Source organism: Micromonospora sp. NPDC005254, from assembly GCF_042872525.1.
Classification (GTDB): Bacteria; Actinomycetota; Actinomycetes; order Mycobacteriales; family Micromonosporaceae; genus Micromonospora.
The window spans coordinates 18,902-39,374 of the sequence record NZ_JBIAKM010000009.1 but is presented as its reverse complement, the minus strand read 5'-3'; the positions used below and the strand labels follow the sequence as shown (position 1 = coordinate 39,374).

General features: G+C 68.5%; 21 protein-coding genes and 19 tRNA genes. 7 read left to right on the top strand and 33 right to left on the bottom strand.

The annotated features are described in order from the left end of the window. The first annotated feature begins 29 nt into the window (after nt 1-29). Complete coding sequence (locus ACFYPR_RS25545; protein WP_387262816.1) at nt 30-911, top strand: fructosamine kinase family protein; 882 nt, start codon at nt 30-32, stop codon at nt 909-911. Nucleotides 912-938: 27 nt separating this feature from the next. Here the strand turns inward: ACFYPR_RS25545 and ACFYPR_RS25540 are convergent, their stop codons facing one another. From ACFYPR_RS25540 to ACFYPR_RS25530, 3 genes are all read right to left on the bottom strand, one after another. Further along, complete coding sequence (locus ACFYPR_RS25540; protein ID WP_387262813.1) at nt 939-2,066, bottom strand: arabinogalactan endo-beta-1,4-galactanase; 1,128 nt, start codon at nt 2,064-2,066, stop codon at nt 939-941. A gap of 24 nt (nt 2,067-2,090) precedes the next feature. Continuing rightward, entirely contained in the window at nt 2,091-3,251 is a 1,161-nt protein-coding gene (locus ACFYPR_RS25535) for a cellulose binding domain-containing protein (RefSeq protein WP_387262810.1), read from the bottom strand. Between the two features lie 147 nt (nt 3,252-3,398). Further along, nucleotides 3,399-3,569: a hypothetical protein gene (locus tag ACFYPR_RS25530; RefSeq protein WP_354861122.1), complete on the bottom strand. Its 171-nt coding sequence runs from the start codon at nt 3,567-3,569 to the stop codon at nt 3,399-3,401. A 217-nt stretch (nt 3,570-3,786) separates the two neighbouring features. On the opposite strand from ACFYPR_RS25530, the gene ACFYPR_RS25525 reads away from it, so the two are divergent. Continuing rightward, nucleotides 3,787-5,127 (top strand): carbohydrate-binding protein, encoded by a 1,341-nt coding sequence (locus ACFYPR_RS25525; RefSeq protein WP_387262807.1) that lies wholly within the window; start codon nt 3,787-3,789, stop codon nt 5,125-5,127. A 70-nt stretch (nt 5,128-5,197) separates the two neighbouring features. Here the strand turns inward: ACFYPR_RS25525 and ACFYPR_RS25520 are convergent, their stop codons facing one another. Further along, nucleotides 5,198-6,298: an NADAR family protein gene (locus ACFYPR_RS25520; protein ID WP_387262804.1), complete on the bottom strand. Its 1,101-nt coding sequence runs from the start codon at nt 6,296-6,298 to the stop codon at nt 5,198-5,200. Between the two features lie 239 nt (nt 6,299-6,537). Between ACFYPR_RS25520 and ACFYPR_RS25515 the strand changes: the two genes are divergently transcribed. Further along, nucleotides 6,538-7,365, top strand: a complete 828-nt coding sequence (locus tag ACFYPR_RS25515) for an SAM-dependent methyltransferase (RefSeq protein ID WP_354861117.1) — start codon at nt 6,538-6,540, stop codon at nt 7,363-7,365. Nucleotides 7,366-7,543: 178 nt separating this feature from the next. Here ACFYPR_RS25515 and ACFYPR_RS25510 read toward each other — a convergent pair whose 3' ends face one another. After that, nucleotides 7,544-7,798: a hypothetical protein gene (locus ACFYPR_RS25510; protein WP_387262802.1), complete on the bottom strand. Its 255-nt coding sequence runs from the start codon at nt 7,796-7,798 to the stop codon at nt 7,544-7,546. Between the two features lie 236 nt (nt 7,799-8,034). On the opposite strand from ACFYPR_RS25510, the gene ACFYPR_RS25505 reads away from it, so the two are divergent. Beyond that, complete coding sequence (locus tag ACFYPR_RS25505; RefSeq protein WP_387262799.1) at nt 8,035-8,940, top strand: methyltransferase domain-containing protein; 906 nt, start codon at nt 8,035-8,037, stop codon at nt 8,938-8,940. Between the two features lie 136 nt (nt 8,941-9,076). Here the strand turns inward: ACFYPR_RS25505 and ACFYPR_RS25500 are convergent, their stop codons facing one another. Both ACFYPR_RS25500 and ACFYPR_RS25495 read right to left on the bottom strand, forming a co-directional pair. Further along, nucleotides 9,077-9,868 carry a hypothetical protein gene (locus ACFYPR_RS25500; RefSeq protein ID WP_354863288.1) on the bottom strand — a complete coding sequence of 264 codons (792 nt, stop codon included), beginning with the start codon at nt 9,866-9,868 and terminating at the stop codon, nt 9,077-9,079. A gap of 264 nt (nt 9,869-10,132) precedes the next feature. Next, nucleotides 10,133-10,669, bottom strand: coding sequence for a GNAT family N-acetyltransferase (locus tag ACFYPR_RS25495; protein ID WP_354863287.1), 537 nt, complete (start codon nt 10,667-10,669; stop codon nt 10,133-10,135). Nucleotides 10,670-10,822: 153 nt separating this feature from the next. Here ACFYPR_RS25495 and ACFYPR_RS25490 point away from each other — a divergent pair, with 153 nt between their 5' ends. Then, nucleotides 10,823-11,035 carry a hypothetical protein gene (locus ACFYPR_RS25490; RefSeq protein WP_387262796.1) on the top strand — a complete coding sequence of 71 codons (213 nt, stop codon included), beginning with the start codon at nt 10,823-10,825 and terminating at the stop codon, nt 11,033-11,035. A gap of 167 nt (nt 11,036-11,202) precedes the next feature. Then, on the top strand, nt 11,203-11,454 hold the full coding sequence (locus ACFYPR_RS25485; protein ID WP_354863283.1) for a potassium transporter TrkA: 252 nt from the start codon (nt 11,203-11,205) through the stop codon (nt 11,452-11,454). 48 nt (nt 11,455-11,502) lie between these two features. On the opposite strand, the gene ACFYPR_RS25480 is transcribed toward ACFYPR_RS25485, so the two are convergent. The 5 genes from ACFYPR_RS25480 to ACFYPR_RS25460 form a co-directional block, all read right to left on the bottom strand. After that, complete coding sequence (locus ACFYPR_RS25480; protein ID WP_387262794.1) at nt 11,503-11,832, bottom strand: TraR/DksA family transcriptional regulator; 330 nt, start codon at nt 11,830-11,832, stop codon at nt 11,503-11,505. Between the two features lie 396 nt (nt 11,833-12,228). Continuing rightward, complete coding sequence (locus ACFYPR_RS25475; protein WP_354862258.1) at nt 12,229-12,456, bottom strand: ferredoxin; 228 nt, start codon at nt 12,454-12,456, stop codon at nt 12,229-12,231. Next, nucleotides 12,453-13,682 carry a cytochrome P450 gene (locus ACFYPR_RS25470; protein WP_387262790.1) on the bottom strand — a complete coding sequence of 410 codons (1,230 nt, stop codon included), beginning with the start codon at nt 13,680-13,682 and terminating at the stop codon, nt 12,453-12,455. Before ACFYPR_RS25470 ends, ACFYPR_RS25475 begins: the two co-directional genes overlap by 4 nt. A 327-nt stretch (nt 13,683-14,009) precedes the next feature. Then, nucleotides 14,010-14,693, bottom strand: coding sequence for a Type 1 glutamine amidotransferase-like domain-containing protein (locus ACFYPR_RS25465; protein WP_355068501.1), 684 nt, complete (start codon nt 14,691-14,693; stop codon nt 14,010-14,012). Nucleotides 14,694-14,859: 166 nt separating this feature from the next. Then, a complete protein-coding gene (locus tag ACFYPR_RS25460; protein ID WP_387262788.1) occupies nt 14,860-15,675 on the bottom strand; it encodes an NAD(P)H-binding protein in 816 nt (271 codons plus the stop codon). Between the two features lie 189 nt (nt 15,676-15,864). On the opposite strand from ACFYPR_RS25460, the gene ACFYPR_RS25455 reads away from it, so the two are divergent. Then, nucleotides 15,865-16,185 carry a helix-turn-helix domain-containing protein gene (locus ACFYPR_RS25455; protein ID WP_354862252.1) on the top strand — a complete coding sequence of 107 codons (321 nt, stop codon included), beginning with the start codon at nt 15,865-15,867 and terminating at the stop codon, nt 16,183-16,185. 76 nt (nt 16,186-16,261) lie between these two features. Here the strand turns inward: ACFYPR_RS25455 and ACFYPR_RS25450 are convergent. The 21 genes from ACFYPR_RS25450 to ACFYPR_RS25350 form a co-directional block, all read right to left on the bottom strand. Continuing rightward, nucleotides 16,262-16,332 (bottom strand) — tRNA-Cys (locus ACFYPR_RS25450). Nucleotides 16,333-16,341: 9 nt separating this feature from the next. Continuing rightward, nucleotides 16,342-16,414 (bottom strand) — tRNA-Arg (locus tag ACFYPR_RS25445). A 5-nt stretch (nt 16,415-16,419) separates the two neighbouring features. Next, nucleotides 16,420-16,503 (bottom strand) — tRNA-Tyr (locus tag ACFYPR_RS25440). Nucleotide 16,504: 1 nt separating this feature from the next. After that, a tRNA-His gene (locus tag ACFYPR_RS25435) sits at nt 16,505-16,580 on the bottom strand. A gap of 20 nt (nt 16,581-16,600) precedes the next feature. Next, nucleotides 16,601-16,672 (bottom strand) — tRNA-Val (locus tag ACFYPR_RS25430). Between the two features lies 1 nt (nt 16,673). Continuing rightward, a tRNA-Asn gene (locus ACFYPR_RS25425) sits at nt 16,674-16,747 on the bottom strand. Nucleotides 16,748-16,842: 95 nt separating this feature from the next. Further along, a tRNA-Glu gene (locus ACFYPR_RS25420) sits at nt 16,843-16,917 on the bottom strand. 5 nt (nt 16,918-16,922) lie between these two features. Beyond that, nucleotides 16,923-16,994 (bottom strand) — tRNA-Val (locus tag ACFYPR_RS25415). Between the two features lie 2 nt (nt 16,995-16,996). Beyond that, a tRNA-Met gene (locus ACFYPR_RS25410) sits at nt 16,997-17,072 on the bottom strand. Between the two features lie 2 nt (nt 17,073-17,074). Further along, nucleotides 17,075-17,148 (bottom strand) — tRNA-Lys (locus tag ACFYPR_RS25405). A gap of 6 nt (nt 17,149-17,154) precedes the next feature. After that, nucleotides 17,155-17,228, bottom strand: a tRNA-Arg gene (locus tag ACFYPR_RS25400). A gap of 3 nt (nt 17,229-17,231) precedes the next feature. Then, a tRNA-Lys gene (locus ACFYPR_RS25395) sits at nt 17,232-17,307 on the bottom strand. 486 nt (nt 17,308-17,793) lie between these two features. Then, nucleotides 17,794-17,884, bottom strand: a tRNA-Ser gene (locus ACFYPR_RS25390). Between the two features lie 5 nt (nt 17,885-17,889). After that, nucleotides 17,890-17,963: transfer RNA gene (locus ACFYPR_RS25385), tRNA-Pro, on the bottom strand. A gap of 5 nt (nt 17,964-17,968) precedes the next feature. Next, nucleotides 17,969-18,042 (bottom strand) — tRNA-Pro (locus tag ACFYPR_RS25380). Nucleotides 18,043-18,046: 4 nt separating this feature from the next. Beyond that, nucleotides 18,047-18,120: transfer RNA gene (locus ACFYPR_RS25375), tRNA-Arg, on the bottom strand. Between the two features lie 16 nt (nt 18,121-18,136). Beyond that, nucleotides 18,137-18,211 (bottom strand) — tRNA-Ile (locus ACFYPR_RS25370). A gap of 1 nt (nt 18,212) precedes the next feature. Then, nucleotides 18,213-18,302, bottom strand: a tRNA-Ser gene (locus ACFYPR_RS25365). A 34-nt stretch (nt 18,303-18,336) separates the two neighbouring features. Next, nucleotides 18,337-19,536: an RtcB family protein gene (locus tag ACFYPR_RS25360; protein ID WP_363937695.1), complete on the bottom strand. Its 1,200-nt coding sequence runs from the start codon at nt 19,534-19,536 to the stop codon at nt 18,337-18,339. A 45-nt stretch (nt 19,537-19,581) separates the two neighbouring features. After that, nucleotides 19,582-19,656 (bottom strand) — tRNA-Asp (locus tag ACFYPR_RS25355). 25 nt (nt 19,657-19,681) lie between these two features. After that, nucleotides 19,682-20,455, bottom strand: a complete 774-nt coding sequence (locus tag ACFYPR_RS25350; RefSeq protein ID WP_363937692.1) for a hypothetical protein — start codon at nt 20,453-20,455, stop codon at nt 19,682-19,684. Nucleotides 20,456-20,473 lie beyond the last annotated feature (18 nt).

Here is a 20,473-nt window from a genome sequence, read left to right as displayed (position 1 = left end):
GAACCACCGCACCCGAGGAGTCGGACCTGATGCGCTCGACGACGGTCCTGCTGGAGCGCCTGCTCCGGCCCAGGATGCGCGACATCGTCGCGGTGGAACCGGTGACGGGCGGGATCGCTGCGCTCGCGGGCATCGCCACCCGCCGGGACGCGCCGCCGGTGTTCGTCAAGGCCTTCGCCGACGCTCCGGCCGACGACGTCTTCTTCGCGGAGGCCGAAGGGCTGGCCGCCCTGCGCGAGCTCGGCGGTGTGGCGGCACCCGAGGTGATCCTGGCGGACCGGGAACTTCTCGTCTTGTCGATGCTGGAGCCGAGGCCGCGCAGCGAGGTCTTCTGGGAGCAGTTCGCCCACGTCCTCGCGCGCATGCACATGAGCACGACCCATCCTCGCTTCGGATGGCACCACGACAACTGGCTGGGCCGTCGCCGCCAGATCAACACCTGGAATGACGACGGCTACGCCTTCTTCGCACAGCACCGGCTGCTTCGGTGGCTCGGGCAGCCGCGCGTCGAGGCGGCACTGGACGCGGGCGACCGGGCGGCGCTGGAGCGGTTGTGTCACCGGCTGCCCGACCTGCTGCCGGACCGGCCGGCCTGCCTGACGCACGGCGACCTGTGGGTGCAGAACATCCTGGCCACTCCGGACGGGCAGCCCGCGCTGATCGATCCGGCCGTGTCGTACGTGTGGGCCGAGGTCGACCTCGCCCACGTGTGGTCCACCTCGCCTCCGCCCGAGGCGCGACGGATGTTCGAGGTCTACGCGGAACTGACCTCGCTCGACAGCGGTTGGCAGGCCCGCATGCCGATCATCCAGCTGCGGCAACACCTCGCCGTGCTGGCCCAGTTCGACGACGACTGGGGCGCGGCCGACCAGATCCGCGCCGTCCTCGCCCCATTCCGGAAGCGGTCCTGACCGCGGTCGCGCGCGTCGGGCGACGGGTCAGGGCGTCCAGCGCACGCCCGGGTTCACCCGCCCGGACCAGTCGAAGACCGCCATGTTGTCCCACTGGTTTCCGGTGCCGTTGATGTTGGCCGGATCCCAGCCGTTGCCGTTGACGGCGTACCAGGTCGGCTCCCAGTAGAAGACACCGATGGCTCCCGCGTTGCGGGCCGTGTTCTGGACCCAGTCGAACTCCTGGGCCTGCCCGGACCAGGTCGCGCTGATGCCGTCACAGGTCGCGTCGCCGATGGCGTTCGGCTCGCTGTCCGCGTTGTTCCGGGTGAAGGGGTACGCGGTCTCCACGATCACCACCGGCTTCCCGTAGCGGCCGCGCAGGTCGACGATGTTGTTGTAGAGGTTCGCCAGGGTCCCGTGCCACATGCAGTAGTACGACAGGGCCGTGATGTCCCACTGCACACCCTGGGCGCGGTTGCCGTCGTAGAACCATCGCGCGTTGGCGTTGCTGTCGGCGTCGGCGGTGTGGATCATCACCGGGATGCCGCTGCCGCACGCCTTGGTCGCGTTGTAGCCCTGCTTGAGCAAGCCGGCCAGCGGGGCGAAGTCGTTGTTGACGACCTTGCCCTCGTCCCACAGCATCCCGACGTTGATCTCGTTGCCGATCTGCACACTGTCCGGTGGGGTGCCCTGCCCTCGGAGGCTGGAGCAGACGTCGTAGGTGAAGGTGTAGACGTCGGTGCGCAGTTGACTCAGGCTGTGGCCGACCCAGGCGGCCGGCTTGTACTGCTTGCCGGGGTCGGCCCAGGTGTCGGAGTAGTGGAAGTCGATGAGCACTTTGAGGCCCTTCGCCCTGGCCGCCCTCGCCTGGGTCAAGACCTTGCTCTTGTTGTTGTAGCCGCTGATCGGGTTGTTCCAGACGCGCAGTCGGACGTAGTTGACGCCGACGGACTTCAGGATGTCCAGTGGGTCGCGGGCGACACCGCCGGCATCGTAGTACCTGGCGCCCAGATCCAGGCTGCGCTGCAACGAGGAGACGTCGGCGCCCCGCATGCTGAGCGTGTTCGCGGCGGAGGCCGGCGCGGTCGTACCGCCGAATGTGGTCGAGGCGGCGAGGATGCCGGCCGTGACAGCCCCGAGCAGTGCTCTGCGGCGGCGGTGGGGTGTGCTCACGAGAATCCTCCAATAGGGACGCGCTCAGCCCACCGTGCAGGGGGCGCCGTTCAACGAGAAGCTGGTCGGCGGCGCGTCGTTGGTGCTCCACCGCCCCTGGACGCCGAAGCTCGCCGAGCCGTTCGGCGCGAGGACGCGGTTCCAGTCGACGTTACGGGCGGTCACGGTGGCGCCGGTCTGGCCGACCGTGGCGTTCCACCCCGAGATGACCTGCTGGTCTCCCGGGAAGCTGAAGGTGACGATCCACCCGTCGATCGGTGCCGCCCCGGCGTTCTGGACCGTCACCGTGGCCACGAAGCCGCCGTGCCACTCGGACTGGTTCCGGTAGGTGACCCGGCAGGTCGAGGGCGGTGGGGGCGGCGGAGTGGACGTCGTGGGCAGGGCGACCGTGTTGGACGCGATCGACACGTTGCCCACCGCGTCCCGGGCCCGTACGTAGAACAGGTTGCGAAGCGGCGTCGACGGGGGTAGCGACGCCGTGTACGTCGTTCCCGGCACGGTGGCGATCAGCGTCGAGGTGAACCAGCCGTCGAACTGGTAGACGTTGTACCCGAGCACGCCGACGTTGTCCGTCGACGGCGACCAGGACAGCGTGGCGGTCGAGGCGGTCACCTCGCCGACGGCCAGGTTCTGCGGGGCGCTCGGCGGGGTGGTGTCCGGGCCGGTGTCCGTCACCGGGGTGACCACGGTCAGCGCGTCTGTCGAGGCCGAGCGGTGTCCCAGGCTGTCCCGGGCGGCCACCCGGAACGAGTACTGCTTGCCCGGCCGGAGGTAGTTGCTGATCGTGGTGGTGGTGACGGCCCCGACGCTGGCGCTGTAGATGACGTCGTCGAACGCCTGGTAGTACGTGATGTCGTAGCCGGTGACGGCGCAACAGCCCGGCCTGGCGGCCGTCCAGGTGAGGGTGACCGACCCGGTCCGGACCTCGCTGGCGGTCAGGTTCGTGGGCGCGCTCGGCGGGAAGGGCGAGGTGCTCGGCGTACTGGGCGCCGTGGTTGGCGTCGGCGCCGCGGGCCCGCCGGGGGCCGGGACGATTCCGGGGTACGCGGCCGGCGGCGCGGCCCCGGCGTCGGCTGCCGGAGCGGCGCTGATCGCGGTGGTGAGCACCGCCGTCGACACCACGACGGCGGCCAGCAGACCCGGCAGTAGGCGGCGGATCAGCGAGGACGGGAACACGCCTGTCATACGTCGACGATCCCGCCACGTATCGATGATCGCCAACGTATCTCACGCCTCGGTCGGCGACCATGCGCGGGGTCCCGCAACGCCGAGATCACCTGGGTCTACACGCTGACCCCCGCCTAGGGGTCGGACAGCGCTGCCGGACGACTGTCACGCCGGCTCGGGTACGCCTCCGGGCTCGCCGTCGTCGGGCATCGGTTCAGTCGGCGCGGCCGGCAGTTCATTCGGCGTACCGGGAAGCAGCTCTTCGGCGGTCTCCGGAACGGGCTCGCGAGGATCGAGGGGTGGATAGACGTCCGGATCGAGGTCAGGATTGGTCATCGGGGAAGTATCCAGCACGACAGTCGCCGCCGCCTGTCGAGGCGGTCGCCGCGGCACCCGGGCACCGGTCCCCTCGGCGGCCCCGGACCCGGCTGGGCGCCCCGGAGCCGCCGGCGACGGCGACGACCCGGCCGCTATCTGTAAACAACCCTTGCTATTAAGCCACACGAACGTCAATATGTGGAGGTCACGGGTCGCCGAAGCCGGAGAGTGAGCCATGAAAAGCCGTCGGATTTTCGCAGTGGTGGCCGGGGCGGCGATGACCGTCACGGCCGCCGTCGCCTTCGTCCCCAGCAGCATGGCGGCCGTGCCCTCGGCCAACGCCGTCGCGCTGGTCGCCTGCACCGCGCCGGCCTGGGCCGAGGGCACCACCTACCAGGCAGGCACCCAGGTCACCTACGGTGGCCGGCTCTACCAGGCTCTGGTCACCCACACCGCGTACCCCGGCGCCGGCTGGAACCCCGCCGCGACCCCGTCGCTGTGGCGTGACCTGGGCGCGTGCTCGGGAAGCACGCCGCCGCCCACCACGCCACCACCGACGACCGCGCCACCCACCACGCCGCCTCCGACCACACCTCCCCCCACCACGCCGCCGCCAACCGGCGGGACCTGCGCGGTGAAGTCGCGGCCCACCGGCAAGGTGTTGCAGGGCTACTGGGAGAACTGGGACGGTGCCTCGAACGGTGTCCACCCCGGACTCGGCTGGATCCCGATCACCGACAGCCGGCTCAACCAGCACGGCTACAACGTGATCAACGCGGCGTTCCCGGTGATCCGCTCAGACGGCACGGTCCTCTGGGAGAACGGCATGGACGCTGGCGTGAAGGTGGCCACCCCGGCCGAGATGTGCCAGGCCAAAGCCGCCGGCGCCACGATCCTGATGTCGATCGGCGGGGCCGCCGCGGGCATCGACCTGAGCTCCACCGCGGTCGCCGACCGGTTCATCGCGACGATCGTGCCGATCCTGACGGCCTACCACTTCGACGGCATCGACATCGACATCGAGACCGGCCTGACCGGTAGCGGCAACATCAACACCCTGTCGACGTCGCAGGCCAACCTGATCCGGATCATCGACGGGGTGCTGGCCCGGATGCCCTCGAACTTCGGCCTGACCATGGCACCGGAGACGGCCTACGTCACCGGCGGCAGTGTGGTCTACGGCTCGATCTGGGGCTCGTACCTGCCGATCATCAAGAAGTACGTGGACAACGGCCGGCTCTGGTGGCTGAACATGCAGTACTACAACGGCAGCATGTACGGCTGCGCCGGCGACTCGTACCCCGCCGGCACCGTGCAGGGCTTCACGGTGCAGACGCAGTGCCTGAACAACGGCCTCACCATCCAGGGCACCACCATCCGCGTGCCGTACGACAAGCAGGTTCCGGGCCTGCCCGCGCAGTCCGGTGCCGGTGGCGGCTACATGTCGACGTCGCTGGTCACCCAGGCGTACAACAGTGTCCCCGGCATCAAGGGCCTGATGACCTGGTCGGCGAACTGGGACGGGTCGAAGGGCTGGACCTTCGGCGACAACGTGAAGCGCCTGCAGGGCCGCTGACCCGCAACACTGTCTCCTGATCACCGGCCCGGACCGTTCACGGGCCGGTGATCCCTTTCGGCGGGACCGGTTATCGGTGAGTCAGTTCCGACCGGACGAGTTCCAGCAGCCGTCCAATCCAGTTGGTGCCGCTCGAACTCCAATACTTCGAAGCCCAGTCGTTGTAGAGCAGCCGGGCGTCACCCGTGCCCAGCAGCGTTTCCGCCATCGCCGGATGGCGCTCGAACTTGTCCCGCAGCAGCGAGGCCATCACGCTCAGCCGCGCCGCCGGCCAGCCTGCCCGCCGGGGTGCCTCCTCGCCGACAGCCCGGGCGTCGAGGCCACGGACGGCCGTGGCGATCCGATGGCGCCATTCGGCGTCATCAGTGGACAGCGCCCAGTAGGCGTGCATGACGCTCGCGTACTCCCGGCCGCCGTGTATCACCGTCGCCGGATAGTCGATCTGCAGGACCTCGAGGCCCGCGGGGTCCGGCCAGCCCTGCGGATAGACGTGCCCGCCGATGGTCAGCGGGACGGTTGTCTCCGGTCCGTCCGCCACCTGCTGTGTCCGGGCTTTGGCGATACCAGCCTCGCTCCTGCGGAAATAGTCGAGTGCCTGCTTCCGGGCCTCGGGGGTCACCGTGAGCATGTGGCCTGAGCGCCTGGCCTGGATCGTCTCACCCACTTCAGCGAGCAGGATCCGGACCGGGACGTCGTTCTGGTCCATGTCACCGAGCATGTAGATCCGGCGGTGTTCGGGCACCGCGTGATACAGCGCGCGAACGATTTCCAGGTTTGCCCCGGTCGGCTCCGCGGCGTACACCAGCAGTGCGTTCCAGCAGCGCCGGGAGGAATCCGGCCGGTTGTTGAGAAGGTCCACCTCGTCGGCGAGTTCGCCGATCACCAGCTCCGGAGTCAGCCACGACTCCAGTGCCGGCACGGATCCTCTCGCCGTGTCGCTGATGATCAGCGAAGAGCCCTCGGGTGGCGTCAGGGTCAGCGTTCCATCGTCGAACACAGCGCGAAGGCCGTCGAGATCAGTTGAACCGTATCGCCAGAGGACGACGCCGTCCGCGAAAACGCCGAGCGTGCTGAGTGCGTAGTGATCACCTTTGTTGACGAAGATGAGGCGTTGCCGCCCTTCGATGACATCGCCGCCGACTACGCGCGACGTCGAAGTGCTGTCCGGCATGTCGGCGAGCCTAACGGGACGCGGCGCCGGGTCCCGGCCGACCGCCAGCAACATGACCGTGATGGCGCCGGGCCTACCGCCAGCCGGCGTCGCTGAACGAGTGTGCTGGTCACGGGACGGTTCGCTGGGAGCGATACCAGTCGGGGTAAAATTCAACCCTTCCGATCGCTAGACTCGCCGCAATCCGGCACCGCCCGCAGACCTCAGACTGCGCCCGTCCCGATCGAATGGAGACGCCTGTGACCCGCGACAAGGCGGCACCCCCCGGCATCGACCCCAGCATTCCCAGCGTGGCCCGGGTCTATGACTTCTTCCTCGGCGGCAAGGACAACTTCGAGGTCGACCGACAGGTCGCCGAGCACGCCCTGCGGATCACACCGGATGGGCCGGCAGCCGGTCAGGCGAACCGGGCCTTTCTGCGTCGCGTGATTCGTTTCCTGGTCACCGAGGCGGGCATCGACCAGTTCCTCGACATCGGATCGGGGCTGCCCACCCAGGGCAACGTGCACGAGGTCGCCACCGAGCAGAACCCGAAGGCTCAGGTGGTGTATGTGGACAATGATCCGATCGTCCTGACACACGGACGGGCCCTGCTCGCCGCGGAGGGCACCGCGACGGTGATCCAGGCGGACGTCCGGGCACCACAGGAAATCCTCAACCATCCGGACGTACGTCGGTTTCTCGATTTTGACCGACCGATCGGGTTGTTGCTCTTCGCGATCCTGCACCACCTCGGTGACGACGAGGATCCGCGAGCGGTGGCGGCGGCGTTGATCGACGCGCTGCCCTCCGGCAGCTATGTGGCGATCTCACACTTCCGCGACCCGGGTGAGCGGGACCCTGAAGGCTCTCGCAAGGCCCGCGAGGTCGAGCGGGTCTTCAACGAGTCGTTGGGCACCGGCCGCTGGCGTACGGACGAGGAGATCCTCTCGTTCGCCGACGGGCTGACGCTGCTGGAGCCGGGGCTGGTGCCGCTGGCCGAGTGGCGTCCAGAGCCGGGCACGCCCGCGCCGATGCAGACCGACACCTATCACACCTTCGTCGGGCTCCTCGCCCGCAAACCGTAGGCGTCGTTTCCGGTGCGGTCCGTCGGCGCGAACGCGTCCCGCCGACGGACCGCACCGCGTTGGTTCTTGACCCGGGCGAGTTGATGCCCCGCCAGTCTCCCGGACTCGGTGCTGCCCGCCACCTCCACGGTGTCCCGCGCACCACCAACGACGGTCTCGCGCCCAGCGCGGGAGCGGGTCATCCCTCGGCAGCGGGTTGGCTGTGCACCACCAGCTCGTCGATCTCCAACCGGCCGACGCGCGGCTCCCGCACGACCGCCCGGCGAATGGCTAGCCGCCCGATGACCAGCACCCCGACAGCCACGGCCCCGGCGGCCAGCGCCCCTACGGCGAGGGCACCGAACGACGCCACCCCCGCAGCTCGCGCGCCGGTAGCCACCGCGCCCGTCGCCAGCGCACCGTCGGCGCGCGTCCCGCTCAAACGCACGCTCACCCACCTCGGCACCACGCACCACGCCGCGGGCGACCTGCTCGCGGCGGTGGACGCGTGGCGCCGAGCACTGCAGCGATTCGGTCCGGAGAACCGCTCCGAGGTTGCCCACCTACGTGATCTCCTTCGGCTCGCCGACTCGTGAGCCCCCTGCGACTGGGCCGGTCGAGGCGTTGCTGTGTCTGGTTTCAGCCCGTGTCGCGCTGACGCCGTACGCGATCGGGCGTGAGGATGTGGGCATGAGTTCATCGCAGCCCGTCGTCGATCCCGGGCCCGAGCCGCACACGACGGGCGGACCGGTGAATACTGCGGGCGCGCAGACCAGGACCCCGTCGCCACACTCCACGGAGCCTGCCCCGGATCACCGCTACCTGCTCGACAATGCCCGGCGTGAGGCGGGCGAACGGTTCAGCTGGCTGGCCGAACTGTTCGACGGTGTCACGCGTGGGCACCTCGACCGGCTCGGAGTGCGGGCGGGCTGGCGCTGCTGGGAAGTCGGTGCCGGAGGTCCCAGCATTCCCGAGGCCCTGGCCACGGCCGTCGGACCAGCCGGTTACGTGCTGGCCACGGACATCAATCCGGCCTGGTTGGACCCGCAGGGCGGGTACGAGGTTCTTCGGCACGACGTCGTCGGGGACCCGCCGCCGCAGTCCGGCACGTTTGACCTGGTACACGCGCGGCTCGTGCTCGTTCACGTGCCCGACCGGGCCCGGGCGTTGGCGACGATGGTGGCGGCGCTGCGGCCCGGCGGCTGGTTGTTGGTCGAGGATGCCGACACCGAGTTGCAGCCGTTGGCCTGTCTCGATGAGGTCGGTCCGGCGCAGCGGCGTGCCAACCGGCTGCGGCGTGCCGTCCGGGAGTTGATGACGCGCCGCGGCGCCGACCTGCGCTACGGCCGTACGCTGCCGCAGGCGTTGCGCGCGGCGGGCCTGGTCGATGTGGCGGCGGCCGGCTGCTTCCCAGTCGGTGGGGTGGCCTGCGACCGGCTGGAGATCGCGACGGTACGCATGGTCCGCGCCGAGTTGCTCGCCGCCGGGCTGGCCGACGACGCCGAGATCGACGCGCACCTGGCCGCCGTCGATGCCGGCGAGCTCGACCTCACCCTCGCGCCGCTGATCTCGGCATGGGGACGCCGTCCAGGCTAAGCGGTCTGCCTGGACTGGTCGTACAAGGCGCTGAAGGTCTCGGCCGCGTTCCACTCGTCTGGGCGCTCGCCTTGCCAAACCGCGAGGTCGTACGTCATGAGCAGCGAGTATGCCCGGCCGGAAAAAGGCAATCGAGTCACCCGTCGCCGAGCTGTCTAGTCCGGCTGCAGCAGAGGATCGTCGCGTCGTCGGGGGCGACGTCGCCGCGAACCTCAGCCTCCCTGACCCAGCGGATGATCTCGCCGGGTCCGACCGTCCCCGCCAGGTGCAGCAGTCCCGCCCAACTGGTCAGTCTGAGGGTGTCCACCAGCCGGCTCACGCCGTTGCTCAGCAGCGCAGCAACGGTCATCTCGTCCGTTGGGCAGCTGCCGGTGATCGCCTCGTCCACCACCCGCGGGTCGTCCTTGGCCACCCAAAAACCGCCCGGGCTGTTCCGTTGTGCACGCAACTCCAGCAGGAGTCGCCGGTACTCGTCAGTGCCCTCCGGCACGCCCTTCAGCCGGGCCTCCACGGAGCGGGCGATCATCACCTCGCGCGGATCGTGGGCGACGAAGGGATCGGCCCCGGTCCGGCCGATGACCGCCACGGCGTCTCCGAGGACCAGGTGCTCGACGAGACCATCCGAGAATCGGAGCATCGCCACGGCCGAGTAAGGGCTGATGGAATTCGTGACATCGCAGGTGTCGCGATGCTCGTCGGTGATCCGCTCAATGCTCTCGGCCAGCACCTCACGTAGGGTCCGGTCATCAGACAGCGCGCCCAGGAGAGCACCTCCGAGACGGGTGGCGTACCAGGTAACGCCGTGATGGCAGACCTTCTCGGCGCCGGCGATGCCACCCGCGCCGTCAACCAGAACCATGCCGGACGGCACGGCACCGGCGAAGTCCTCATTCTTCCGCCCCGGGTGCCCCGCATCGGTGGCCATCATCACCCGCACCACCCGATCATCACACAGTCGATACGTCCCGCGACTTCGCGAGGATCGCCGCCAACGGGCAAGAGAGCCTTTCACCGACGCGCTGTCCTCACCACAACCGCCTCTGCTCGGATCAGCTAGACCGGTGGGATCCACTTGTGCGAGCCGTCGCCGTAGGGGAAAGCACCGTTCGAGCCCGGGCCAGGTTCCGGGGAGCCGGCTCATCGTGAGCGGGCTCCCCGAAACGGCTGTCGGGACGGCCGCTGGGTGGACCGCTTACAGATCCATCGCATAGACCCGGACCTGGCGGCCGGTGTCCGGCTGCACGGTCTCGCGGTCCAGCGCCATGCCCAGCTTGACCATCACTCGCGCCGACGCCTCGTTGCCGACAACGTGGATGCTGACCAGCCGCCGCAGTCCGAGCTCGGCACGAGCGTGGGCGACCACGGCCTGGGCCGCCTCGGTGGCGAAGCCCCGGCCCCAGTACGCGCGGCCGAGCCGCCAGCCGATTTCCACGGCCGGCATGATCTCGGGCAGGAAGGTTGGCACCGCCAGCCCGGTGAAACCGGCCAGCTCGCCGGTTTCCTTGATCTCCACCGCGTACAGGCCGAAGCCGTGCTCCTCCCAGTGCCGCTGATAGTTGGCCAGGCGCTCCGCGGTCGCGGCCCGGTCCAGGGTGCGGCCGTCATGGATGTAGCGCATGACCTCGGGCTGTGCGTTCACCGCGGCGAAGCCGTCCAGATCGTTGCTTTGCCAGCGGCGCAACAGCAGCCGCGGAGTCTCCAGGGACGTGGCATCAAGGGAACTGGTCATGTCAGGCACGTCCCTTCGTAGCATTCCGGCGCTCACGAAGCGATGGACTATCCAGCCCGGCGCGCGGGGTCGTCGCCGGCGTTGCTGGCGGGGCATGGGCGGTCACCCGATGCGGATGTGGTCTCCACTCTGGGCGACGGCTATGGTTCGGGCATGCACGATCGACGCAGCCTTCGGCGCGTCGGCGGGCGAGCGCCGCTGCCGACGATGCTGCTGCTGCTTGCCGTGCTCGTACTGGTGCTCTCCGCCACCCGGTCGATCGGGCTGTGCATCGTGTTCCGTTCCGCACGGCGGGCGATCCCCGGTTGTGTGCCCGCTTGGTCGGCGGATCGTGCTCCCCCGCGCCATGCGCGGGGCCTTGCCTGATCCACTCGCCCCGCCCGCGCCAGTCCCATGGCGCCGCCCGGCTGGCCGCCATGGCCGGTCGGCCGCGCTGTCACCGCGCCCCGCCGCACTTCGCCTGGCCACACTCGCCGGCCTGCGCCGCTGCCGAGCCGCCGCGCACATTCGCCGCCCTGCCCGCTGGAGTCCCCATGATTGTCGAACTGACCCCGCTGCCCGGTATCGGGGTACGCCGCATGTTCACCACCGCCGACGGCCGCCGCGTGGGCGTGGTCACGCACCATTCGGGCGGCCGGCGAGATCTCGTCTACGAGTCCCCCGACGACCCCGACGCCACCTACTCGCTGACCCTGACCCGCTCCGAGGCCGTGACCCTCGCCGGGCTGCTGGGAATCCTTGACGTCCTGGACGTCGTCACCGTGGCGGAGTCATCTCCTGCGTGACGGCCTGTGGCTGCCGTGCCCACCGAGGCACGGCAGCCACACCGGGAATCAGCCGTTGTGCTTCGCCTGGCAGGACACGCAGAACTGCGCGTGCGGCAGGATTTCGAGCCGCTCGGCCGGGATGTTCTGGCGACACTTCGTGCAGGCACCGTAGGTGCCGTCGCTGATGCGGCTCAGCGCACCGGTGATCTGCTCGATGTTGCGGCGGGTGGCCACCAGCAGTGCGGCCCGGTTGTGGGCCTCGCTCGGGTCGCCGGTGTCCGCGTTGAGCTCGGTCAATTCCCGTAGCCGAGCCGTCTGCGTGGCGAAGTCTTCCGCCAGGGACGCTCGCAGATCAGCCAGCCAACCCTGGTCGACGGTTCGATGATCGACGCTCATGGTCTACCTCTGCCTTTCGAAGGGAAAAAGAAAAGGGCCGAAGCTTGATAGCTTCGCCCTGGCGGTCGTTCCGTGATGCAACGATTCCGCGGGGGGCCTCGGCCGGTTCGCGCCGGGCTCGACAGCCGGGAGGTGGGCGCGATGTGCAGCACGCGGACGACCGGCACTCGCATCCCGACCATCCGGCACGCCGCCGTCGCCACGCAGGCAGCCCCGATTGCCGCCACACCGGTGACGACAGGAGAGCGGAACGTCACCGGGGACATGTCTCCACCATAGGCGGCGACCGCAGCAATGCCAACGCGTGCGCCGAGGCCTCGCTCCTACCATGATCCGCCGCCCGCGCCGGTCTTCGCGCCCAGCGCGGCGGCACGACCGTCGCGGCCCTCGGTCGGGTCACTCCTCCGGCGCGATCAGCCGGTCGTCGGTGGCGTCGCGGACCGTGATCGCTTCCACCGGGCACGAGTCGGCGGCGTCGAGGACGACGTCGGCCGGGGCGACGACGTCGGCCAGCGGCTCGGACAGGCCGCCCACCAGGCGGAAGTGCTCAGGCGCGGTACCGGCACAGATGCTCGTGCCGATGCAGCGGCCCGAGTCCACCCCGATCCGCCACGCGGTACTCACCAGACCACCGGCATGCCGAGCAGGCCCCGCACCAACATGCCCCGCTTCCACTCCAGCTCGGCTTCCGGCACGGCAAGCCGCAATCCGGGCAGGCGCGTCACGAGGGTGGCGACGGCGACCTGCAACTCCATGCGGGCCAGTTGCGCGCCGACGCAGTGGTGTACGCCGTGCCCGAAGCCCAGGTGCGGTTTCTGCTCGCGGTCGAAGTCCAGCCGGTCCGGGTCGGCGAAGACGGTACCGTCCCGATTCGCCGACGACAGCGAGCCGAGAACCGGCTCACCTGCCCGGACCAGCACACCGCCGACCTCGACGTCCTCCTTGGCGTACCTGGCGAAGGAGGAGCCGACGCCGAGCGGCACGTACCGCAACAGTTCCTCGACCGCGGCCGGCACCAGCGACGGATCGGCCCGCAGCTGAGCGAGCTGGTCCGGATTGTGCAGCAGGACGTAGACGAAGTTGGGGATCTGGGTCACCGTGGTCTCGTGGCCGGCTGCGAGCAGCCCTCCGGCCAGCTCCACCAGCTCGGTCTCGCTGAGCCGATCCTCATTCTCGTCGCGGGCCCGCACCAACGCGCCGAGCAGGTCGTCGATCCCCGGGTCGCGGCGCCGCTCGGCGACCAGACCACCGATGTACCCCCAGAGATTGTTCAGGTACTCCTGGATCGTTTCCAGGGGCAGCGAGGTGGTCGAGACGATCGCCTCGGACCAGACGTGGAAGCGGTCGCGGTCGGCGTACGGGACCCCGAGCAGCTCGCAGATCACCTGGATCGGCAGCGGCGTGGCGACGTGCTCCACCAGGTCGGCCGGAGGACCGAGCCGGACCATGTCGTCGACCAACCTGTCGGCGATCTCCTGGGTTCGGGGTCGCAGCGCCTCCACCCGACGTGCCGTGAACGCCTTCGCCACCAACCGGCGCAGCCGAGTGTGATCGGGCGGGTCCATGGTCAGCATGCCGCTGTACTGCTGGCGCGGGGTGAGCCTGGGCTCGTCGCGCTGGACGGACAGGGCGCGGCCGAACCGCACGTCACCGAGGACCGTACGGACGTCCTCGTACCGGGTGGCGAGCCACGCCTCCTCGCCGTAGGGGAGCTTTACCCGGGTCATCGGCTCGTTCTCGCGCAGCTCGCCATAGGTCGGATCGACGACGAGGCGGTCGGGCACACTGAACGGGTACGGCCGCGCGGGCGGAACCGTCCGACTCTCGGTGGTCTGCGCGCTCTCCGTCATCCGGATTCCCTTCGTCGAGGCGGCGTGATCCTCAGGCCGGCACCACGTTCGTAGCGGCGCCGGATTGCCAGCGTCCAGGGCTTGCGACCACCGCCGTATTGACGCTCAGTTATCTGTCGATATCGGATCGTAGCGGGATGGGTCGATGATCGCCATGGAGGCTGGTCCGCGTCCGGCGACGGTTGTGGTGCCGCTGCGAAGGAACCGCAGCGGCTCCTCGCCCGCGATCCACAGTGCTGGACGGCCTCGCTCTGGTGTGGGGCCCGGCCCAGTCCGGCGCGTACCCGCACTGACACCCGGCATGCCGATCGCTGTTGGCGGCGGCTATCAGGGGAACAGCTTCCAGTGCCCCTCGGAGACAACCTCGACGGCGCCGTCGACCACCTTGATGGCGGTGTCATCGTCGATGGCGTAGGTCGGGACCGGGATTCCGGACGCCCACTTCTGAATGGTGGACAGCTCGGTGCCCTCCATGTCCGGGTGATTGAGGTGTGGGTACAGCGTGAAATCCACCAGCCCCAGCGCCCGGTCAGCGCCCTCCGCCATGTCGCTGCCGTCGGGGACGAATTCGAGGTCGAACTCGGCATCGCAGTTGTACGGGGTGACCGCGATACTCCCGGCACTCACCCCCACGTAAACCGTATCGCTCAGCGACGGTAGGAGGTCGGCCAGACCCGACTGGCGCAGCCAGTAGGTCAGGTAGAGCACATCGCCGCCCCAGACGAGGAGGGCGTCGGCCTGCCGGACGGCCGGGACCCAGTTCTCTTCTCGGATGGTCGGCAGTGCGGTGAGCTCCAATATCCCCAGGGATTTCCAACCGAGCTGGGTCAGCGGGATGGTGGCCTGGCCGTGAATCGCCTTCCACGCCTTCTCACCTCCGCCGGGGAAGGGGTAGACACCGGTCGGAATGAACAGGGCCGTGGACTCGGCGATCGGCTTGCCCAGCAGGTCGACCAGCGCATTGCGAATGCTCGGGTTCTGGACGCCCCCGGACGTCAGAAGAAGCCTCACCCGTGCCTCCTGTACGTAGCGGTCATGACGCTCCCCTAGAGGGTCAGAGGTCGGGTGCATGGGACGACAGAATGGACACCATAGCGAAACTCAACGCCGTTGCAGCCCCTCAAGCCCTCGCACGCGCATCGGCATGAGCGGAGGGCATTCTTGTGAAGCATCTGTGTCAGTGCGTGCCAGGGCGCGTGGCGGCCGTGGCATCCGCAGCGACGGTGAGTGGATCCGTGAGCGGTCGATCCAGCAGGCGCATGAGGTCGGGGCTGGTGTTGTCGAGGAACCCGTGGCGGACACCGGTGGCGATTGAGGCCAGCATCGGCGGCTGGAACGGCAGCAGGTTGGGTTCGCCGAGAAGTCGGGTGCGGTACTCACCCAGGCCGATTGTGTGGTGCGCGACGCCGAGACGGTCGGCGATACCGCCAGCGGTAATCGGGTCCCCGACCACGTCGTACACCTTGCCGACGTGCGCGGTGGGCTCGCTTGCGACGACGGCTGCGGCAGCTGCCAGGTCGGCCCGCGCTACCGCGGAGAGTGCACCGGTCCCGAATGCTGATTCCAGGCCGTCGGGAGTCCACGCGAGCAAGGCACCGAACAGTTCGGCGTACAGCCCGTTTCGCAGGATGGTCCACGCGAGCCCGCCGGTTTTGATCATTTGCTCGGTGGCCCTGTGGGCGAGCGCGAACCCGAGGTGGTCCCCGGCGCTGGTCAGGCTGGTGTAAACCACGTGGGCCACGCCGTCGCGGCCTGCAGCGTCGAGAAGAGTCCGGTGACGCGCGATGACCTGGTCGTCCTCGGCATACCCGGCCGAGACGAGGACCAGGGTCGAAACGCCTGTGAGATCGAGGGTTGCGGGGTCGTCGAAGTCAAGGTGGCGCTGTGCGCTGGTGGGAGTGCGACTTCCTGCCAAGGCGGGTACGTCTCGCTCGCCGAGCTCTGCGAGTGTGAGCGAAGCGAGCTGTCCGTTGGCGCCGGTCACCATGATCATTGCGATTCGGTCCCCTACCGTGGTTCTCTTCAGTAACTACAGTGAGAGCCTGGACCCGCGCCCGGTGGCTCACAAGGAGGCAGTCTCGTGTCACCAGCGCACACCGAAGTAACTGCGGGAGCCGCCGAGCTCGAACCATGCGGACAGCCGGATCACGCAGACTGCGGCATCCGAGACGTTCTTGACCGGGTGGGCGACAAGTGGTCGGTTCTCGTGATCGTCGAACTCGCCAATGGGCCGCGACGCTTCCGCCAACTCCAGCGCGCCATCGACGGGATCTCCCAGCGCATGCTGACCCTCACGGTGCGCCGCCTGGAACGAGACGGCCTCGTCCTTCGGACCGTGTACGCGACCGTGCCCGCCCAGGTCGACTACCGCCTCACCGCAACCGGCACAAGCCTCACCCACCTCGTCAAAGCACTCGCCGACTGGTCACTGGCACACCGCGCAGCCATCTCCGAAGCCCGTCAGGCCTACGACAGCGACCACCCCGACAACGAGATCCGGTGACGCGCAGCGCGTCCTGAGCCCCGGCAGTTGGTCGACCTGAGCATCTCGCTCGTTATCCGACAGTGGATGGCAGTTGAGGCCGTGACCGGGATCGAACCGGCGTACGCGGTTTTGCAGACCGCTCCCTCACCACTCGGGCACACGACCAGGCAGAAGCGCCCGCGGAGGGAATCGAACCCCCGACACCCAGCTCCGGAAGCTGGTGCTCTGTCCCCTGAGCTACGCAGGCATGCGTGGGAGTGGAGAGATTCGAACTCCCTGAGCGCGAACGCACCGGGGTTACAGCCCGGCCCACCTCACCATCGGTGGCGCACTCCCTTGGGGTGACTGGCGGGTACTGACCCCCGCGACCTCCCGGGCCACAACCGGGCGCTCTACCACTGAGCTACAGCCACAACTGCGGCCCGAAGGCCAGTGCCCGTACCTGGACTCGAACCAGGGCGACCCGCTGTGTGGGAGCGGTGCTCTGCCGCTGAGCTACACGGGCTTGGCTCCCCTGCCTGGACTCGAACCAAGATCAGCCGGTTAACAGCCGGCCGCTCTACCTTTGAGCTACAGGGGAAAGGGCCAGGTCCCAAGGCGGCCGGACTCGAACCGGCGATCTTCGGTGACACCGCACTCGCCGTTCGGCGCGCTCTGTGCCTGGGAACTGGACGTTGGTAGAGCCGACGGGATTTGAACCCGCACGATCCGCCTTGAAAGGGCGGCGACCTGCCATTAGTCGACGGCTCCATGCGTGCCCCGAGAGGGTGTCGAACCCCCGGCCTCCGTCGCGTCAGGACGGCGCTCTCCCGCTGAGCTACCAGGGCGGGAGCGGGACCGGGATTCGAACCCGGGAACCTCTGGGTTATGAGCCCAGCGCGCTTCCATGACTGCGCCATCCCGCAAGTGGGCCGCCGGGGACTCGAACCCCGAACCCTCGGATCAAAAGTCCGCAGCTCTACGCCATTGAGCTAGCGGCCCGCGTTGTCCCCCGGGCAGGATTCGAACCTGCGACGACCCGGTTTAGGAAACCAGCGCTCTATCCGCTGAGCTACCGGGGGAATTGGTACGCCGCCAGGGACTCGAACCCTGCACTTACTGATTAAGAGTCAGCAGCTCTACCCCATGAGCTAGCGGCGCTTGGGGCTCGGTGAGGCGAGCCCATCCCTGAGTCCGCGCAGTCCGACGCCGGTGGTCGTTTGCGCAAACCACATCACATTTCTTGATTTCCGCCGCGATGCGCACCCACGGCGCGTTGTCCTTGAGGAGGCGGCTGACGTCGGCAATCTTGTCCCGCTGATGGTCGAAGTCGAGAACGACGACGTCGGTCTCCCCGCAGTCGACGCAGGGGTGCGTCGAGAGGTATTCGATCAATCGACGGGTGTTTCCTGCTCTGTGGCGTACCCGCCGCTCTGCGCGGCTTGGGTTGTGCCGGTCCTTGGTCAGGTTGTAATACGTCGCGTTGTACTGCTTCTTACAGCTCTTGCAGTACGTCGTCCGGCCGTCCGGTCGCTGACGGTTCAACGCGAAATCCGTAAGCGGCTTCCTCTGCTGGCACTTCGAGCATCGCTTCTCCACGCCCTCGATCATCCACTAAGAGTCCGACAATAAGAGTCGCGCGGCGCTTGGCGGTGAGGGTCGGGATCGAACCGACACGGGCTTTCACCCCAACTGTTTTCGAGACAGCGGCCGTCGCCTGCCCTCGGCTGGCCTCACCATGAGTCGGGTACGGGCGATTCGAACGCCCATCCTCCGGCTCCCGAAGCCGGCGCTCCACCAAGTTGAGCTAGTACCCGTTCAGTCGGGACGGCCGGATTCGAACCGACGACACCTTGGCCCCCAGCCAAGTGCGCTACCAAACTGCGCCACGTCCCGTAAGAGCCCCCGACTGGATTCGAACCAGCGACCTCGACGTTCGTAGCGTCGCGCTCTGTCCAACTGAGCTACGGAGGCAAGACCTTCTGTTGCGTGCCGACGCCCGGATTTGAACCGGGGACCCCGGAGTTATCAGCTCCGTGCTCTACCCAGGCTGAGCTACGACGGCTTGGCGAAGGGTGAGAGATTCGAACTTCCGGCGGGTTTCCCCGCTCCGCGCTAGCAACGCGGCGCCATCGACCAGACTCGGCCAACCCTTCACGGTGATCGGTGCCCCGCCGGGCACCGACCGGTCTAACCCTTCACGCACACGACCTGCTTCAGGTGGGCGACCACCTCGACCAGGTCGGACTGCTGCTCCATCACAGCGGTGATGTCCTTGTACGCGCCCGGGATCTCGTCGACCACCCCGGCGTCCTTGCGGCACTCCACCCCGGCAGTCTGCGACGCCAGGTCATCGACCGTGAACGTCCGCTTCGCCTCGCCCCGGGACATCCGCCGGCCGGCGCCGTGGGACGCCGAGCAGTACGCGTCCGTGTTCCCCTTGCCTCGCACGATGTACGACCCGGTGCCCATCGACCCGGGGATGATGCCCAGGTCGCTGCGGCCGGCGCGGATCGCGCCCTTGCGGGTCACCAGCACCTCCACCCCGTCGTAGGTTTCCTCGGAGACGTAGTTGTGGTGCGCGGAGATGGGCTCCCCGTAGGTGACGTGCGGGAACTGGGCGCGGACCACGCCGCAGAGCAGGGCCAGCATGACCGCCCTGTTCCGGCGGGCGTACTCCTGCGCCCACCACAGGTCCCGCCGGTACGCGTCCATCTCCGGCGTGCCGGCGAGGAACACGGCCAGGTCCCGGTCCGGCAGTTCCGCGTTGTGCGACAGGGTGCGGGCGACCGCCATGTGCCGTTCGGCCAGCTCCTTGCCGATGTTGCGGGACCCGGAGTGCAGCATCAACCACACCTGCCCGGCGTCCGGGCCGCCCTGCTCGATGAACACCTCAATGAAGTGGTTACCGCCGCCGAGGGTGCCCATCTGGTTGTGGGCCCGACCTTCCAGCCTGCTCACCCCGTCGTGCAGGGTGTTGAAGCGGTTCCAGAAGTCGTCCCAGCCGGCCTGTTCCAGGCCGCGCACCCGGCGGGGGTTGACCACCGTGTCGCGCTGGTTGAACCCGACCGGGATGGTCGCTTCGATCGCGTTGCGGAGTCCGGCCAGGTCGTCCGGGAGGTCGGCGGCGGTGAGCGAGGTCCGGACCGCCGACATGCCGCAGCCGATGTCGACGCCGACAGCGGCCGGCGAGACGGCCTGCCGCATCGCGATCACCGAGCCGACGGTCGCGCCCTTGCCGTAGTGGACGTCCGGCATGACCGCGACACCCTGAACCCAGGGCAGCGCGCCGATGTTGCGGAGCTGCTGGGCGGCCAGCTGCTCGATGGTGTCCGGGTCGGTCCACACCCTGACGGGTGCCCGGGTTCCCGGGAGCATCGTGAAACTCATGATCGTCGCCTCCGTTGGTCGGCTGTTCTGCGATCGAGTTGGTTGCGCCAACGACGGGACTCGAACCCGCGGTCTCCACCGTGACAGGGTGGCGAGCACTCCTAGCTGCTCTGCGTCGGCATCGGGACCGGCCGGCGGCCGGCGGTTACTCATTTCTTACGGGCCAGTGGACGCGGAACTCGTCGTACTCAGGGCCAGGATTGCAACTGGTCTGACCGGCAACGCGAGCGTGCGGCACGAACCACATCCCGTCGATCGATGCGATCAGGAAGAAGTAGTCGACCTCGTCGCCGCTGTACGGGAGCTGTGCCCGTTCCAGCGCGGAGACGTAGGCGAAGACGGTGAGCGAGAATCGCGGCCGAGGCTCTAGGCCGCGGTCGCTGAGTTGCCGTGTCTGGGTGGTCTTCACCTGGACTTTCTTCATGCTCCCGTCGGGAAAGCCCGCAACGATGTCGTAGGGCGCCTGACCTGGCACCATCGCGACGGTGCAGCCGGCGAGCTGGAGCCACGCGGCGGCCAAGTTCTCGCCTGCGAACCTGACGCGGTCGAGCTGCGGCTGCATGTCTGCGGGCAGCGAACGCAGCGACGCCTGGGCCCGCCGGTCAAGGTGCCCGTATTCGAGGCTGAGGCGCATGGCCCGCCGTTTCGCCGATGTCGCGGGGCAGCCCAGTCGGAGAGCGACTTCATTCCACGACTGGGCTGCGGCTACAGCGTCCCGCAGCTCGTCGTCCGTCCACTTTCGAGCACCGGTGAAATGGGAGACGTCGAGGTTCAACCGCGCAGCTCGGAGCCGGGCCGCGTTGGTCCCGGTCATCTTGCTGCCAGTCTCCCGAAGCACCTGCCGCCATGAGCGGCAGCGGGCAACCACGGCGGCGAATTGCACGTCATCGACTATGTAGCTCGCTGGCATGTAGAGCATCCCACTGGCTGTAAGTGC